Origin of the sequence: Aeromonas sp. Marseille-Q5825, from assembly GCF_946892685.1 — a bacterium.
Classification (GTDB): Bacteria; Pseudomonadota; Gammaproteobacteria; order Enterobacterales; family Aeromonadaceae; genus Aeromonas; species Aeromonas rivipollensis.
In genome coordinates, this window is record NZ_CAMPOU010000003.1 from 167,981 (window position 1) to 184,751 (window position 16,771).

General features: G+C 59.0%; 12 protein-coding genes. 1 reads left to right on the plus strand and 11 read right to left on the minus strand.

Features of this window, described 5'->3' with window-relative positions; translation table 11 throughout:
* Positions 1–208: 208 nt before the first annotated feature.
* Positions 209–1,225, minus strand: coding sequence for a succinylglutamate desuccinylase (gene astE, locus OC537_RS09165; RefSeq protein WP_234569732.1), 1,017 nt, complete (start codon positions 1,223–1,225; stop codon positions 209–211).
* Positions 1,226–1,498: 273 nt separating this feature from the next.
* A complete protein-coding gene (locus OC537_RS09170; protein ID WP_005331430.1) occupies positions 1,499–1,708 on the minus strand; it encodes a DUF1127 domain-containing protein in 210 nt (69 codons plus the stop codon).
* A 523-nt stretch (positions 1,709–2,231) separates the two neighbouring features.
* Here OC537_RS09170 and OC537_RS09175 point away from each other — a divergent pair.
* A complete protein-coding gene (locus tag OC537_RS09175) occupies positions 2,232–3,125 on the plus strand; it encodes a DNA replication terminus site-binding protein (RefSeq protein WP_262110837.1) in 894 nt (297 codons plus the stop codon).
* 119 nt (positions 3,126–3,244) lie between these two features.
* Here OC537_RS09175 and OC537_RS09180 read toward each other — a convergent pair whose 3' ends face one another.
* From OC537_RS09180 to OC537_RS09220, 9 genes are all read right to left on the minus strand, one after another.
* Positions 3,245–7,087, minus strand: coding sequence for a DEAD/DEAH box helicase (locus OC537_RS09180; protein ID WP_262110838.1), 3,843 nt, complete (start codon positions 7,085–7,087; stop codon positions 3,245–3,247).
* Positions 7,088–7,304: 217 nt separating this feature from the next.
* On the minus strand, positions 7,305–7,958 hold the full coding sequence (locus OC537_RS09185; RefSeq protein ID WP_042649459.1) for a YceH family protein: 654 nt from the start codon (positions 7,956–7,958) through the stop codon (positions 7,305–7,307).
* 172 nt (positions 7,959–8,130) lie between these two features.
* Positions 8,131–8,583 (minus strand): glycine zipper 2TM domain-containing protein, encoded by a 453-nt coding sequence (locus OC537_RS09190; RefSeq protein WP_139744481.1) that lies wholly within the window; start codon positions 8,581–8,583, stop codon positions 8,131–8,133.
* A gap of 177 nt (positions 8,584–8,760) precedes the next feature.
* On the minus strand, positions 8,761–10,488 hold the full coding sequence (locus OC537_RS09195) for a PglL family O-oligosaccharyltransferase (protein ID WP_262110839.1): 1,728 nt from the start codon (positions 10,486–10,488) through the stop codon (positions 8,761–8,763).
* An 86-nt stretch (positions 10,489–10,574) separates the two neighbouring features.
* A complete protein-coding gene (locus OC537_RS09200) occupies positions 10,575–12,659 on the minus strand; it encodes a YjbH domain-containing protein (protein ID WP_262110840.1) in 2,085 nt (694 codons plus the stop codon).
* Positions 12,656–13,411, minus strand: a complete 756-nt coding sequence (locus tag OC537_RS09205; protein WP_316044150.1) for a capsule biosynthesis GfcC D2 domain-containing protein — start codon at positions 13,409–13,411, stop codon at positions 12,656–12,658. Before OC537_RS09205 ends, OC537_RS09200 begins: the two co-directional genes overlap by 4 nt.
* Positions 13,408–14,079 carry a YjbF family lipoprotein gene (locus OC537_RS09210; protein WP_262110842.1) on the minus strand — a complete coding sequence of 224 codons (672 nt, stop codon included), beginning with the start codon at positions 14,077–14,079 and terminating at the stop codon, positions 13,408–13,410. The genes OC537_RS09205 and OC537_RS09210 overlap by 4 nt, the downstream gene beginning before the upstream one ends.
* Before the next feature lie 70 nt (positions 14,080–14,149).
* Complete coding sequence (locus OC537_RS09215; RefSeq protein WP_262110843.1) at positions 14,150–14,380, minus strand: hypothetical protein; 231 nt, start codon at positions 14,378–14,380, stop codon at positions 14,150–14,152.
* A 154-nt stretch (positions 14,381–14,534) separates the two neighbouring features.
* On the minus strand, positions 14,535–16,712 hold the full coding sequence (locus OC537_RS09220; RefSeq protein ID WP_262110844.1) for a polysaccharide biosynthesis tyrosine autokinase: 2,178 nt from the start codon (positions 16,710–16,712) through the stop codon (positions 14,535–14,537).
* Positions 16,713–16,771 lie beyond the last annotated feature (59 nt).

The following is a 16,771-nucleotide window of genomic DNA, read 5'->3' on the forward strand; positions in this document are numbered from 1 at the left end:
TAAATAAGATGTTAAGCAAAGGACAAGGTGATTCAGTCAGGTAAGACCAGTAGAAACTTCTTTAATTTCAGAAAGAAGATGAGATTTTCGGCGAGCAGAAACGAAGAAGGGAGCCCTTTCGGGCTCCCTGTCAGGGCGAGTTCGGGATCACGTCCATCTTGGCCACGCCGCCTGGGGCGCAGGGTTGACGTGAAAATATAGGCTCAGATCACTCCCACAGACGGGTCGGCACCACCAGCAGCATGGTCCGCTGGCCGATGGCCACGTTGGCATTGGGGAAGACCACCGCCTCCCGCGCTTTCTCTACCCTGTACTGCCGATCCCCGTCTTCCGCCAGCACAAACCCCTGGGGAAATTCGGTGAAATTGTCCACATCGCTGGCAAACAGGAAACGAAACGCGGCCGTTTGCTTGTTAATCACCCGATCGATGGCAAAAATCGTGAAGTCATCTGCCCGCCAGGGCTCGAGCACCACCTCATCCTGAGTCACCAGCTCCTGCAACGCCTGACGCGCCTCGATGAAGCGGGTCATGTCGTTCTCGCCAAAGGGGCGCACCTTGCCGAGCTCCACCGTGAAGGCATGGGCGCCATGCTGGTGCGAGCTGTAATAGCTGAAGGTGGTGGTCGGGCCGCTCGAGAGCAGTATGGTGCGCACCCCGCAGGCCCCGAGGAACTGCACCTGCTCCTTGCAGTGCGGCCGCTCGTGAGGAAAGGGGTAGACCGCAAACTTCTCGTGGCGGGAGCCGCGAATGGCGGTGTGCAGATCGTAGTGATAACGGGGCCGGGCGGGATCGGCGAAGAAGCGGCTCACATACTGCTCCAGGCGCATGGCGCGAATGCGCTCCCTGTTGCACAGCCCCTCCCCCTTGCTGTGGGCTCCAGAGAAGAGCCGGTTCATGTTCTCCTCCACCTCGCGCGCCCCCTGATTCATGGCGGCCGGGTTGCCAAAGAGGAAGAGCACCCGGTGGCGGGCCTGAAGCTCCCCGCCGAGCAGCCGGGTCAGCAGCTGGTTGCAGATCTCGATGGGGGCTGTCTCGTTACCGTGAATGCCGCAGGAGAGCACTATGTCCTTGCGCCCGCCAGGAGACTCACCCACGGGCTCCAGGCAGAGCACGCCGGTGTCCCACACGCTCACCCGGGTGCCGTTGGCCAGGTCGAAGGCAAAGGGCTCGAGCTGCCACTCGTGGCGGCGGGTCAGGGCCAAAAAGTCATGCTGGGGAATCATCCATCTCACCCTCTTGTCTGGAATGCTATGGCCGGATTATACGCAAGGCAGGCGGGCTTAAAATCAATTTTTAAACAAATTCAAACAGTAAGGATACAAAGTTGGCGAGGGATGATGACAACTCATGCCGCAGGGGGCAAACAGAAGGAAAAACAGACAAGGGGAAATGACAGGAAGCGGCAACAGGGAAAAAGTCAGGCCCGTTTGAGGGCGAACAACATCAGGCAGAGCAGTTCAGATCAGCAAGAAAACGAGGCATCCATGCCCGGTATATCAACCACGCCAGAACGGCTTGGTGGTCTCTTGATAGCGGTCAGCTTCGTTCAGACCAATGTCCTTGAGCAGGTAGGCGGGCAGCTCGGAGAGCTGGCGACGGCTGCGGCTGCGTTCCAGCCAGGTCAGGACGGTCATCTTGACGCGAGCAACCAGATTCGATTCGCTGGAATCCTGGTAACCGGCTTCGGTATAAGTCATGTTGGCCATGATATGGCTCCTCTCTCTAGTTCTGCGCAAGGCTCGGATTTGATGCGCAAAGCTTAGTCAGGACGAGGAGGTGCCTCAATTGACGAATTTTGATACATGAGATTAGTAAAAGTAATGGCTGATCTCGCCATGGGGCAAAATACAAATTATTGATTTATATGTGAAATATTAGCCAGAGATTCCCCCTCCCAGCCGTGCAGCATTTTCTCCTGCCCCATCGGCTTCTAACTATGCAGTTTCCCACGTTAGCTATGCAGAGCCCGAGTTCGAGACAGGACGCTGCCACCCCTGCCGCACCGCCAATTGTTAACCATTGGATCACTTAAAGATCGTTATTTAACAGGATGATACAGACAGGCAACTCCCGAAAGGCGGCCACGGCAGCCGCCCTTGCACCGCGCTTGAAAGGCGACACTTGGCGCCTTCCCGTCATGCTGGTATGGTTATTTATACAGTGGTTTAATCATGCCCCCTGATCGCCACCTTTAGGGCGACGGATTGGGGAAACACACAGGATATGCCGATGGACACCTTTACCCCCACCGCCGCCCTGCGTCAACAGATGGACGCGCTGGAAGACGCCCTTGCCCGTCTCGCCAGACTGCTCGGCCAGCTCGAGTTGCTGGAGGCCCATGTCTATCCCCTGCCCGCCGTGCCGCAGGGGGAAGAGCATGACCCTATCGAGGCCATCGAGGTAGGTTATCTCTCGGGCGAGGCGGCACTGGCCGCGGCCGTGACGGCCTTTCAGGATCACAGCGCCCGCCCCGGCTGCTCCACCAAGGCGACTCACCGCCTGCCTGGCTGGTTGCGCTTCCCCGCCGCCAGCGCCCCCTTGCTGCACCCGCTGCTCGACGAGATCAACGGCCACAAGCTCGCCTTCAAGGCCCTGGTGCAGGCCGCCGGCGGGCGAGACGAGAAGTTCGAGCTGGTGCACAGCGCACTGCCCGGGGTCATCACCCTGCAGGTCTATCGCAAGCTGACCCTGCTCACCGGAGAGCTGCATTCCCTCGGTTTCACCTGGGCCGACAAGCAGAGCATCAGCCGGCTCAGCCGCGAGCAGGTGCTGGAGATGCTGGAGCGCAGCCGCCGCTATGTACCGGCGCTCTCCAGCAACGAGGAGTGGAGCAAGATGGTGGATCAGGAGGTGTATGACATTCGCCGCCTGCCGGCGGATGCGCAGCTGCGGATCCGCCGACCGGTCAAGACCCACCCCATGATCAACCTGCTCTGGCTGGACAGGGAGCCGCGCAAGCAGCAGCTCAAGGCGAGCCTGCCCCTGCTGCTCTGCTCGGACAACCCGCCCAGCGTCACCCACCTCGGCCACTATCCGCCCAAGCTGCGCCAGGCGCGGCGGGATCGCAAGATTGGCGGCGAGGCCATCATAGAGCGGCTGCACCTCTATCGCTATCAGGGCTAGCGCCTCTTAATCAGACCCATGAGAGGGGCCCCAGACGCGGGCAATGAGCCCCTGAAACAGAGAAGGGGGATGGTCACCAGGACCATCCCCCTCTCGCACCCAGGCAGGCAGCACCGCTCCTAGCTCATCAGCAGGGCGCGCAGGCTCTCCACGTCCAGGCCACGCACCTCGGACTGGCCGCTCAGCAGGCCATCGGCCAGGGCCCGCTTCTCGTCGTGCAGCGCCACTATCTTCTCCTCCACCGTCTGCTCGCACACCAGTCGATAGACTGTCACCGGCTGGGTCTGGCCCATGCGGTGCGCCCGATCGCTCGCCTGATCCTCCACCGCCGGGTTCCACCAGGGATCCAGGTGCAACACTGTATCGGCCTGGGTCAGGTTGAGGCCTGTGCCCCCCGCCTTGAGGCTGATGAGGAACAGAGGAACCGGTTCATGACGAAAACGCAGTATGGACTCCTGGCGGGACTTGGCGGAGCAGCCCCCGTCCAGATAGCAGTAGTCCCATTTTTTGAGCTCGATGCGGGCTCGCAACAGGCTCAGCAGATCGACGAACTGGCTGAACACCAGCACCCGGTGGCCGCCATCTATGGCTTCCTCCAGGAGCGCCATGGCCTCGTCCAGCTTGCTGCTGGTCTGGGACCACTCCGGCATCACCAGCTCGGGGGAGCAGCAGAGCCGCCGCAAGCGGGTCAGGCCGCTCAGCACGTGCATCAGGGCGCGGCCATCGGCGCTTTGCACCTGCTGCACCACCTCGCGCCTGGTCGCCTCGTAGAGCTGACGCTCTTCGGGGGAGAGGCTGATATGGTGGATGATCTCGGTCTTGTCCGGCAGCTCGGTCAGCACCTGCTGCTTGAGGCGGCGCAGGATGAAGGGGCTGATCACCGCCCGCAGCAGCGCCATGTGCTGGGGATCCTTCACCGCCTTGCCGAAGCGGCGCTTGAACTCGCCGAGGCTGCCGAGCAGGCCCGGGTTGATGAAGGTGAACAGGCTCCACAGCTCCCCCAGGTGGTTCTCGATGGGGGTGCCGGAGAGGGCCAGGCGAAAATCCCCCTCGAGCTGGAACAGCAGCTTGGCACGCTGGGTGCCGGCATTCTTGATCTGCTGCGCCTCGTCCAGCACCATGCTCGCCCAGCGGCGGGACTTGAGGGACTGGGCCAGGCTGCCGAGCATGCCGTAGTTGACCAGGATGATCTGGCCCGCCTTGGCCTCCTGGATCAGGGTCTCCCGCTCGGCGGGATTCTCGAACACCACCACCTCCAGCTCGGGGGCGAACCGGGTCACCTCCTCCTGCCAGTTGGTGACCACGGACTTGGGCACCACCACCAGGGCTGGGCCGAGGTGCTGGCGCATGCGCAGCACCATGAGCGCCTGCAGCGTCTTGCCAAGGCCCATGTCATCGGCGAGACAGGCGCCAAAGCCATGGTGGGCCAGGGTCGCCATCCAGCGCACCCCGTCCTTCTGATAGTCCCGCAGAGCCGTCAAGAGCTCGGGGGCACACTCCACCTCCTGCTGCCACTCCTGCTGCAGGGAGTGCCAGGCATCATCCCCGGCCGTGGTCACCGCCGACAGCAGGCGAGCCAGGGGGTAGGCCAGCTTGTTGTTGATGCGCTGCTCGGTGTCCAGCATGGCCCCCAGCATGGTGAGGCGCTCCACCAGCTTGTCGCTCAGCATCAGGCTGGTCTTCTCGTCGAGCTGAACGGTGCGCTGACCCGGGGTCAGCTGGCGCAGGATGAGGCGCAAGTCGAGGATCTGGTGTTCGTCCAGCGCCAGTGCCCCCTCCACCTGGAACCAGTCCTGGCGACGCTCGATGCGCAGGCTCAGGGCCGCCTCGTCGAGGCTCTTGAGACGGGCGCTGTCCTGATGCCAGTGAACGACCACTCCGGCGTCCACCAGCTCGGGCAGCGCATTGACCAGGGTCAGTGCCTGCTCACCGTCCAGCTTCCATTCGTTGCCCGGCAGACCTATGGGCAGCTGGTTGCGCAGCAACTGGGCCTCGGCCTTCTCGGCAGCCAGATCCCGTTGCCAGTAGTGATAGTCCCTGACGCCCTGGCGCACTATGGCCTCCCCCTTGCCAAGGGGCAATGGCGGCAGCTCCCCCTCCCGGGTCACCAGCTGGACCAGCAGCTGACCATCCTGCCAGTCCAGCTGGACCGAGGGCACTCCGGGCCAGGGGGTCAACTCGGCATTGCCACTGAGCCCCTCGACCTGGCTGTGCCAGGGCAGCTCGGGAATGGCGTCCAGGGTGCGTTGCAGCTCGGCGAGCCCGTCCGCTGGCAGCAGCGGAATGGATTCCAGCGCAGGCAGTCTGTCCAGCAGGGCCTGCGGGGTCAGGATGAGCTGCCAAAGATCCTGGGCCAGCGGCACTATGTGCGCCCCTCGCGCCGCAGCGGCCGGGCTCAAGACGGCGCTCATGCCCTGCTCGGTGGCGACCACCTGCAGCAAGGGGGCGCTGATGGCCAGTTGCAGCTTCTGCCCCTTGGCGTTGAACAGGCGCGGATGGCTGGCCAGAGGGGCCCAGGCGTCCCGCGGCAGCTTGCTCATGCCCCGTGGCAGGGTGCGCACCAGAGCCCAGTCCGCCTCGTCTAGCAGGGCGGCATACTGGGTGGAGAGCAGGGCAGGATCGACCCGGCGCCCGGCGGTCCACTCCCCCTTGGTGCTCTGCTTCTGGATCTTGCACTCGAGCTCGGGCCCTTCCGCATGGAGCAACCATACCAGCCGCTCCTGCGCCTTGCGCACGCCGCTGGAGCGCCCCAGCCCCTGCAGCCAGTTGAGCCAGCTGGCCGAGGCGGGGGTCTTGTCCTCATCCTCTACGTCGCTGGCCGCCTCGGGGGCTGGGGTGGCACGCAGTTGCTGCAACGGGGGACGCTCGGCCCCCTCTCCCAGCAAGAGGCGCAACAGATCCTGGCAGAAGGCCATCAGGCGATGACGGGGCTCGGCCTCCAGCACATGGGAGAGATCCCACTTGTGCAGTATGGCCACCTGGGGGCTCTGCTCGCCGTGGCGCGCGAGGGCGCAGAGATCCAGCCAGAGGTAGCCCCAGTGGAGCTCCTCCAGCGGCAGTTGCAGGGTATCGAACAGGCCTATCGCCTGACCGTGGCGATCACCGGCCCACTGTCCCAGCAGATCCGAAAGCAGGGGGAAATGGTTGCCAAGGCTGCGCTGCCACTTCTTGCGCTGCTCGCTGGCGAGCACGGGATCGGCCTGCTGCAGCCAGCCAAGCCAGAGCAGGGCGCTGAACATCCTGGGCCAGGGCTCTTGCGCCGCCGCGGCCTGCCACTGTCCCAGCGCGCCGAGTAGCCGCTCCGCCAGGGGCTGTTCATCCCCCCGCTCGGCCAGTTGTTGCAGGGCCGGCCAGTGAGTGGTCACCTCGCCGGCCAGCGGGCCGCAGAGCCACTCCCACTCGCTGGCCAGCGCCTCGAGCCGGCTTGCCAGCGCAGGGGCGCAGGCCGCGGTCACGGACGCCAGCGGCCAGTGCGCTTCAGGCTCGGCGTCGAGCAGGGTCTGCAGGGCTAAGTGTTCCAGCAACAGTTGTTGCCAGGCGAGGCTTGAGCCCGGCAGCAGGCGGTGGGCATCGGGCAGGTCCAGCAGGCTCAAGAGATCCGCGCTCTGGTAGTAAGCGGGGATCTGCCCCGCCTCCCCCAGGCAGAGTTCGCGCACCACCCCTTGCGCCATCTCCTGACCCGTGACCGAGGGGACCCGGGTCCAGTCCGGCATGGGGCAGGCCCCTCCCCGCACCGCCAGGATCAGGGTCAGGGTGCCCTCCGCCGTCAGGCTCCACTGCTGCTCGTTGCGCAGCCGTATCAGTCCCTGTTGTTGCAACTGGTTCAGCGCGTCCGTCAGCGCCTGCCCGGGCGAGCGCTGCGCGTACAGCGTCTCTTGCAAATAACGGGTACTGGCGGCGCGCTGCAGTTGCAGCTCGCTGAGCAGGGCATGGCAATCCGAAGAGAGGGTGAAGGCTGACATCAGAACTCGCGGGCAGGTGCAAAGGCGGAATTTTAACGGGAAAGCGGCGGCGGCTCGACCCTTAACCGCGAATTAGTACAAAAAAAGCGGCCAGGCTCATAAAAGCGGGGACAGGGGGCCGGCGGACCATCCTCTGCGAGGCGCTCTGCGGGCGGCCAACGGGGCATGAAAAAAGGCGCCGCAGCGCCTCTTGATGGGGTAAGCAAACTCGCTGGATTCAGCCTTCCAGGTGCGCCAGACGGGCCTCAAGGGCCTGCAACTGCGACTTGAGGCGCTCAACCTCCTCTTCCAGCTGGCTCAGGCGATCGGCGGCAGGAGAGGCATAGCTGCTGGCGGGGGCGGCCTCGGCCAGGGCTTCCAGATCGATTTCGCCACCAAACAGGTGGGCATAGCGGGATTCCCGCTTGCCCGGCTCCCGGGGCAGCTTGACCACATAGGGGCCCCGCTCGACCAGCGCGGCCAGCACCGCATCCACCTCGGTCACATCGTCGAAGCTGCACAGCCGGTTGGTGCGCGAGCGCAGCTCCCCCGGGGTCTGGGGGCCCCGCAGCAAGAGCTCGCAGATAATGCCGAGCTCCTGGGCGCTGAACTTCAGTTCACCGAACTCGGTGTTGCAGAAACGGTGCTGATAGCGGGGCACCCGGGCATTGAAGCCGGCGGTGTTGACCACCAGACGGCGGCGGATCAGTTCGTCGATGACGGCGCGGATATCCAGCTCGGCGAGCTCGAGCACGGGTTCGCGGTTGCTCTTCTGGTTGCAGGCATTGACCAGTGCATTGAGAGAGAGAGGGTACTGATCCGGCGTGCAGATCTCTTTCTCTATCAGGCAGCCGATCACGCGAGCCTCTAATGGGCCTAGTACTATCTCCATTTCATACTCCCTTGCCAAACAAGACGTTAAGACGGTTATCTTAGCCAAGGCGCTCTCGCCGTCCAGCACTGAACCGCATTTTTGCGAGCCGATGAAACCCTTGATGAAACATCGTACAATCCGGCCGCAACCAGGGGGCTAGCCCCCGGACATCATACCGCCAGGCAGCCCCCTAGACGGACTTGTCGACCCGGGTATCGGTTCCCGTGGTCAGGATGCGCACCTTGTCCCCCTTGTTGAACGTGAGCGCGGGATCCTGATCCTGCACGACGTTGAGCAGTTTTCCCGCCTCGGTCTTGATCAGCAACTCGACCGTCTGCTTGCCCTGCACGCTCTGCTGGTTGCCCTGACGGCGACGGGAAGCCTCGGCCCCCGCCACTGCCCCCACTGTGGTCGCGACTGTCTGACCCGAGCCACCACCAAATTGGCTGCCGACGGCCGCCCCCAGGGCCGCGGCCCCTATGGTGCGAAGTGGCCGGGTTCCGCCCTGCTGGGGCGCCGCCTCTTGGGTCAGGATGCGGCTCTCTTGCACGGTGCCGTATTCCACCTGGGCGCTGGTGCCTGCTAGGGCCGGTGTGCCCATCAGAATGAGCAGGCTGGTAACCATGAATGCAATCTTCTTCACTATGTCGACTCCGATGACGACTGAGACCCGATGGCGCCGGCACCGCACCTGCGCGGCCCCGCCATCCCCATTCGGGAGACTACACCGCCGATCCTGACTGTGAGCTTGCCTGAGGTGGAAATGATCACGGCCGCAAGGCGGCCGTGATGGGAGAAGGGAAAGCGGTGCCCGGCCCGCTCATGAGGAGGGCTTGGGCTCCAGGGTAGCGGCGACCGAATTGGCCGCCGAGGCGGTGAGCAAGGGCTCACCCGGATAGAGCATCAGCGCCTGGGTGCGCAGGCGGTCGGCCTCCTCGGTCCGCCCCAGCGCATTGAGGGCAATCACCATGTTGGCGTAGATGTTGGCCCTGGGGGTATGACGCACGAACGCCTGCCCCCAGTCGAGATAGGCTTCCAGCTCTGACTTGTTGTTGGCCTGCAAGCCCACCATCAGGCGCACCGCGTTGACGTCGAACTCCACCCGGGTCAGCCAGGCCATGGGGTTGACGATGTCGAGCAGCAACGCAGGATGCTTGTAGCCGCCGCGCTCATACTTGGTCACCACCCAGGCGGTATGCAGAGCCGTCAGCATGAAGGGGACGACGATCAGGGGAATGCCAATGGCCAGGAAACGCAGCAAGAGCCAGGGGCGGTAGACATACTCCCGCCAGTTGGCGTGGCCAGCCGTTCCCCCCTCCTCCACTTCCGCATCCAGCACATGGATGAGCAGCAGCAGCGCCCACCACAGGGCGATGGCGTGGTAGAAGGGATACTCGGTCTGGGTGTGCAGCAGTATGGGGATCACCAGCGCCAGCAAGGCTGCCCCCTTCACCCAGCCAGCCCTACCCAGTCGCCACAGCAGAGCCCCGCCCATCAGCGCCATGCCGAGCATGGGGGCAAGCCCACCTTCCACCGCCCAGTAGAGAAACTCGTTGTGGGGGTGATCCAGGTTGTACTCGATCTGCACCATGGCGGGATTGAGCGCCTTGTCCGCCATGTAATGCTGGAGGAACACGGACTCGAAACTGCCATAGCCCCAGCCGGTCCAGGGCGCCTCGGCAATCAACTTGGCGGCATAGGGCCAGTAGATGGATCTCATGCCGCCGGACTGATATATCTCCAACCCCCGCCTGGCCCCCGCCATCCAGTACTGGGATGCCAGCCCGAGCGCTATGCCCAGCCCAATCAACCCCAACACCCGGCCCAGCTGCCGCTGGCGATAGAGCTGCGGCGCGAGCAGGAGCAAGGCCAACAGCCCGCCAAGCTGCCCCACCCGCGACTGCAGCACCACCAACAGCAGGCTGGCTGCCAGGATCACGCCATAGCGCAGTCCCCGCAGCCAGCCGTTGGCCAGCCCCCGCAGCTCCAGCCAGATCGCCAAGGCAAGCCCGGTCGCCATAAAGCTCGCCATCACGTTGGGTTGCTGGAAGATGCCGTAAGGGCGATTGGTCCGGGTGTCGTAGCCTATCCAGTTGCCCGGTACCAGCAGGTAGTACTGTACCAGGCCGAGCAGCGCCTCTATGGCTACCGCCCCCAGCAGCAGGTAGAGCAAGCGAGCCCGCATCTGACGGTCCAGTCGCCATTGATAGAGACAAGCGAGAAACAGCAGACCGGCAAACAGCCCCAACAGGCGGGGGATGGCATAGTCCTTGAGCTCGAAGCCCGGATAGGCCATGGGCAACAACAGCAGCAAAGCCCCCAGCCACAGGACCGTCAGCAAAGGCGAGACCACCAGCCGCTGGCAGAGAGTGACCTGCCACAGTCCCAGCGCCATCACCAGGCTCGCGAATATCCAGCCCCAGGCGTTGAAGGGCAGATAGAGCCCGGCCCCGCCCGGGTTGTGCATGAAAAAGTGCATGCCCAGCAGCCAGTACAAGACCGATGTTCCCCAAAAAACCTTATGAACCAAACTGCACTCTCTTCCCATCTATGCCTCATCATGCATAAAAAAGCCGTGACAGTGAAAACACTATCACGGCTCATCAGACTAGCGAATCAATACCGAGAAAGGATTTACAACGGCAGGCGTTCAGTCATGTCATACAAGGTATGACTACGGCTGAGCATTTGCCCCCCATCTCTTGTCAGAGGAACCCACCCAATGGTTCCTTTGGATGTGGTGGGGCGAATCAACATGAGATCAAAGGGAATCGTGATGTAAATGCCTTTGGTGAAACTGCCTTCCCCATACTCTTCGGCCGAAACATCCGTCAAAGTTGCGTATGCACCCATCACAATCCCGGAGTCAAAGCGCTTGGAGAAATCAAAAGTGGCACCCAGGTCACCAGCCAGATAGCGTCCGACAGCTACCTTGGCGGTGACATTGTCCATGAAAGGCAACTGCCAATAGCCAGTCAGGTGACCTGTTGCGACATCGTAGTCAGCCATCTTCAGGGTATTGTTCCAATCACGCTGCTTGACCCAGTTAGTATCCAGCCCCAGAGCCCATGACTGACCGAAAGGACGATAAAGCACCTCTCCCCCGACCCCGGCGTACATCATTTCCAGATATCCACCGTATGCCTGGCCATACCACTCCTGACCAAATTGCTCCATATGGGTTAACTGGAGATTATTCAGCAGGACATTGGACGAGTCGACATACTCTCTCACCCAGGTTCGCACTCTCGGCAGTGCATCAGTGTCTGCTGGTGGTGTCTTGTAATTAAATTTGTCGTAGTTATTAGCGATGTTAAAGAACAACGTACCCTGTAACCAGTCTTTATCAGTAAGGCGCAGCTCACTGTTGGCATTGATACCGATCTGATACATATAAAATGATTCAGGACCCCCGAAAGATTGGGTCAGAGTCGGATCAAATGAATAAGAGAACCACTCTGGTTCAGATTGGTAGCGAACATCCCCCTGAACCGCGTCTGGCACTTTTTGATGATCTTTTGCCACTATCTCCTGCCCAAGGATCTGGGGCTGGTTAGCCTTTCGCACAGAATCAAGATCAATCACTGTCTCTTGCAGCTGGAAGTCACGCTGGCGTTCGATAACTCTCAATTCGTCGATAGTCTCAGGCAGATGGTTAACCGCAACCAAAGCCGTACGGTCGAGAGTTTCTTGCTGGTCTCTGTATTTATGCTGTTGTCCCAGCAAGGTTACAGTATTATGTTCACTATAAAGTGATGCCGAATTCCAACCAGCATTGCTTTCAAACTGCCCCGCCATTGCTGACCAATCGACCTTAGAGGTATCAGCTGGGACCTTATTCTCTGAATATACAGGGCGTGGTTCATCCAAATGATTCTGGCGTAGATCATTAAAATTGGTACGAAGAGTGACACCCCACATCAGAGTGTTTCCTCTCTGATAACTAAGATGGGTGTCCATGTAATCAAACAGGCGATAAACAGCACCTATATTGATGGGTGATGAATGATCTATTTTCCCAGCAAATTCATTACTATAATCATTACCATCATATTCCAATTTTAACCGGAGTGGCTGCCAAGGCGTTTGGTATTCCACACCACCAAACAATGCAGCATTGCCATGAAACATATTCCCAGTTTCAAACTTACCACCACCACTGGAATAACTATCATCGCGGGAGCACCAATCATCCTTCCACTTGCAAAAAGGATTAGTAATATTTCCGCTTTCTCCCATATTCCCCCAGCCCATGCCAAGGGTGAAGTCAAACGGGCCAACACGCTTGGTGCCAACAACATACTCGCTGTCAAACAACCCCGTTCCCATCAGGTCACGGAATCCCAGAGAAATATTCGGAATCCAGGTAGATTCTTCCAGCAACCTGACTTTGACATCCATTCCTTTGTCTTTGTAAGTCTGGTCACCACTGAAATCGGGGTTTGCACTATAGAGGCGGGTTCTCACATCGGTATAACGCAGAGTGGCCTCAAGCCAGTCGAACGGCTGCACTGACATGGACCAGCGACGGTACTGATCATCATCAAAATAATTGACACTGAATTCACCCGTCTTAGCCATTCTGGCGGTTGGCATTTGCAACAGGCCAACTCCGCCGAAGTCACTTTGTGATGGTCCCAACGGCTCAAAAATGTCAGCATCGGCGTGGGTTGCAAAGGATACCAGCAGGGCAATCAGTGAGAGTCTTGGGTAGGTCATTTGGGCATCCGATTCGCTAACAACGTCAACATGCGTTTATTCAAGTCTTGATACTGCTCAGGCAGCACACTTGGCGCAAAACCGACAAACAGGGTCGCTCCCGGCATGGCTTCGACATGGCGTTCATTCCAGATAGCAACGGGGATCCACTCAGGTTTTCCACTGGGTGCAATCAGATAAGCACCGGTGTCATCACTCCCCGACAAGAGATCCAGCTTCTTCCAATACTCTCGTAACCCTGCAGCAGGCAAAACGGGGCCTTCGCCGGGGTGACCGATCAAACCGGCCAGATAAATTTGCGGGCGACGAGGGGCCAGATAGAGCTGATAATCCCCTTGCAATACGGGGTTGACACCTGAAGGTACCAGGCTGATATCCGGATCCACAGGCAATTCGAAACGACCCGTCAAATGCAATTGCTGTAACTGTTGATGCAACTGTAAAGCGGAATGGGCGAGTTCATCTTCATCATGCTGTTGCCAGTACGTTGCCAACAAGGTGAGATCTTTCAGCAAGGCTTGCTGTTGATACTCAATATCCTTTTGACGCGCAGGCGTAGATATATGCGTGACAGGCCAATAGTTATCGTACTGTGTGACCACGGGGTCTAACAATGCCTCACTCAACAGCATGGACTGGGGATGAGTCATTGTTGCTGTCGGTTGACCTTGCCACCAAATAGACACGGACACATCAGCCATAACGGGGGAAGGCCCCAAGGTGGCGAGCAATATGCTATATATTATTTTCATGATGAATAGGGCTTAAGGAATGTCATTTCTATCATTGGCAAGGAAGGGCCTAATTGCTGCTGGAATTTACGAACTTGACCTGTCTGCTCATCAATCCAGAAATGATTCAGCCATCGCTCTTCATTCGGGGCTGTAACGACGTGTTCTTCTACAATCGTCGTCTTATAGGGACGATCCATAATATTCAGGACCTCATGACCCGCCTGAGTGTAATGCATGCTCAAGGGATAGCCACTGGTGTATTGCTTCGACCACTCAGCTACGCTATACCACACCATTGATGGCGTCTTATCTACACGAGAGGTCTTCAATGGATCCTTATCCAGACTCCCCAGATAGCGCAAGTCATTTGGCAAACCCACTGTTTTAATCAAGCGCCCATGTTGGGTCACGAACATAGCACCATCGGCACTCATCCATGACATGCGCGGGCCATTGACATAAGCCAACACGACCAAGGCCTGGGGTAAATCCCCCACCTTGATATAGGCACTCGCATAGGGCAACGCTCTCAATTCGGATGAGGTCAGTACAATATCATCAGGCTTGTTAAACACATAACCCAAGGTTTCGATTGTCTGATGGGTCGAGGTGCTGCATCCAGCCAATAAAAAAGTGGCTGACAATGCCAATAATCGGGAGGGGAAATAAGATAAATGCTGTGCCACGTACAATAAACCATCCATGAGGGATAAGAAGAAAAACAAGGCTGCTCAAACTGAGCAGCCTTGTTGAATGTTATCGGGTTGACGTGGTGGTGCTGGTATTATCGTTGCGGTTATTTGACTCAGACACGGCAACAACAGCCACCAGTGCGGCAGCAGCGCCAACGACGATGGTAGTGGTAGCCACACCAGCAGCAGCACCGGCCGCGCCAGTACCAGCAGCTCCGCCAGCAGCTTCCTCTACAGCCATGGCATTAGCAGAAACAGCCAGCAGGGCGGCCAAAACAAACGCAGTCTTCTTCATACTATCTTCCTTTTTGTTGACATAGCTAAAACATAATACTGAGAAGGTGAAAACTCCCAGCCTTATCTAGTATTACTCAAAGGAGGCATCAATTGAACCTTCAATTTCGCCTCACTGACTATTACCAATCCCTTATCTATTATCTGCGGCCGGATCAAGCTTTGGTTTTATCACCATAGCTATATTGATAATATCCGTAATTACCGTAATAACTGCTGGCTTTCTTTTCTACCGCATTGAGCAGAATGCCCTTGATCACCACGCCATTTTGCTCGAAGCGACGAATCGCCACTTCCACCTCTTTCACCGCTGTCTTGGCAAAACGCGCCACCAGCAAGGAGGCCCCCACATGCTGGCCGACGATGGCCGCATCGGTGACCGCCAGGATCGGCGGAGAGTCAACGATAACAAAGTCATAATGCTCGCTGGCCCAATCCAGCAAGGCCTTGAAACGAGGGTGCATCAGCAGTTCAGATGGGTTGGGCGGCACGGCGCCACGACAGACAAAATCGAGCCCATCAAAGCCGGTCTTGCTGATCACCTGCATCATCTCGGTCTGACCAGCCAGATAGGCGCTCAAGCCCGCCCCCATCTCCTGTCCCATGACTTTTTGCATATATCCCTTGCGCAAGTCAGCATCGATGACCAGCACCTTTTTGCCCCCCATGGCCAGGGTGGCGGCAAAGTTGGTAGACACAAAGGTTTTGCCTAGGCCGGGACCAGGACCAGAGATCATCACTATGTTGTTTTTGGCCTCCATCATGGCGAAATGGAGACTGGTACGCAGGCTGCGCAGCGACTCCATCGCCAAGTCTGCCGGATTACGGGCAGCCAGCAAGGCTTCATTGAGTGGCATCGCATGGCGCCGTTTCTTCTTCTGTTGCTGCTCTATCTTGGCCTGATCCTCTGAATAGGGGATCGTGGCATAGACGGACAGCCCCATCTCTTCCAACTGCTCGGGGCTCTCGACACCGCGGTGGAATGCTGCACGCACCAGGATGAGGCCCACAGACAGCATGCCCCCAAGCAGAGTGGCCAGTACCACGATCAGCGGCTTCTTCGGCTTGACTGCCCGGGTTTCGACTGCAGCATCGTCGATGATCCGCACATTGCCGATGGTGCCCGCCTTCATGATATTGAGCTCCTGCTGCTTGTTGAGCAGCTGGACGAAGATCTCCTGACCGACTTGCACATCACGGGTCAGACGCAAAATCTCCTGTTGGGTTTTTGGCAGACGCTTGATCGACTTGTTGATCACATTTTTGGTATTCATCAAGGTCTGGCGCTTTTCCATCAGAGCGATGTAAGCGGGGTGCTGGCGGGTATAGAGTTGCTGCAACTCGGCTTCACGGAAGGTCAACTCATTGAGCTGCTTCTCGAGGCCCACCATGGTATCCAGTGCGGCTTTAGCTTCCAGCGACAGATCGACCGACTCATTCTGCTGGCGATATACATTCAACAGCTCTTCAGAACGATTCAGCTCATCTTTGACCTGAGGCAGATGAGTCTGCAAGAAATCCAGGCTCTTCTGGGCCTCTTCGGTCTTGCGCACCACGTTCTGCTGCAGGTAGTTCTGGCTGATGTTGTCGAGCACCGCACGAATGCGGCCCTTGTCTTCCCCTTCCAGCGCCAGCGAGATGATCCCGGTACTTTTGCCCTTTTCACTGACCTGAAGAGCACGCTGCAGCTCTGCGATCACATCCAGTACCGGCTGCTTGACTAGCATGAATACTTGCCCCTCATCGGCAGCCACATCAGACAGCAACAGGGTCACATCATCTTTCTCAAGCAGCTTACCTACTTGCCCTTCCAGCACCCGCCCTTCAATTTCGAGGGTAAAGTGTTTGTCTGCGTCAACCGTCAGCGTTAGCGGCGTCCCCACCAACTCCGGCGCCACCTCAAAACGGCTCACCGCCATCTTGGGATAGGGATGCCCCATCAGCCGCGACAGGCCACGGCCAACCAGCGGGAAGAAGTCGGGTGTCACTACGGTATCGAGATGAAGCTCTTGTACCGTACGGCCAAGCACCATACGAGAAGTCAGTAGCTCAATCTCGGCGGCAGCATCAGGCTGTTCACCGCCCAATACATCAGCCATATCCCCGAGCAGCGCAGCACCACTGGCTTTTTTCTCCACCTGCAGTAAGGCGTTCGCCTTGAAGACTGGGGTCGCCAACAGGGCATACGCAACGCCAAGTACCATAAACAGAGCGGTGATAGTCACAATCCACCAACGGCCATCGATCAGGTAGCCCAGCAGGCGCCCCAGATCGATCTCGTCATTCTCCACCGCGGCACTGCTCTGCCGGGACGAAACAGAAGAAGTCGTCATTAAACACAATCCATTTTTATTGTCAGATAGAACCTGAACACAGACCCAGACTGCAGCTG

Excerpts from the sequence above, each read along its gene's own strand:
- astE (WP_234569732.1), bottom strand. The coding sequence starts at position 1,225 with ATGATTCCCCAGCATGACTTTTTGGCCCTGACCCGCCGCCACGAGTGG.
- OC537_RS09170 (WP_005331430.1), bottom strand. The coding sequence starts at position 1,708 with ATGGCCAACATGACTTATACCGAAGCCGGTTACCAGGATTCCAGCGAA.
- OC537_RS09175 (WP_262110837.1), top strand. The coding sequence starts at position 2,232 with ATGGACACCTTTACCCCCACCGCCGCCCTGCGTCAACAGATGGACGCG.
- OC537_RS09180 (WP_262110838.1), bottom strand. The coding sequence starts at position 7,087 with ATGTCAGCCTTCACCCTCTCTTCGGATTGCCATGCCCTGCTCAGCGAG.
- OC537_RS09185 (WP_042649459.1), bottom strand. The coding sequence starts at position 7,958 with ATGGAGATAGTACTAGGCCCATTAGAGGCTCGCGTGATCGGCTGCCTG.
- OC537_RS09195 (WP_262110839.1), bottom strand. The coding sequence starts at position 10,488 with ATGGGAAGAGAGTGCAGTTTGGTTCATAAGGTTTTTTGGGGAACATCG.
- OC537_RS09200 (WP_262110840.1), bottom strand. The coding sequence starts at position 12,659 with ATGACCTACCCAAGACTCTCACTGATTGCCCTGCTGGTATCCTTTGCA.
- OC537_RS09205 (WP_316044150.1), bottom strand. The coding sequence starts at position 13,411 with ATGAAAATAATATATAGCATATTGCTCGCCACCTTGGGGCCTTCCCCC.
- OC537_RS09215 (WP_262110843.1), bottom strand. The coding sequence starts at position 14,380 with ATGAAGAAGACTGCGTTTGTTTTGGCCGCCCTGCTGGCTGTTTCTGCT.
- OC537_RS09220 (WP_262110844.1), bottom strand. The coding sequence starts at position 16,712 with ATGACGACTTCTTCTGTTTCGTCCCGGCAGAGCAGTGCCGCGGTGGAG.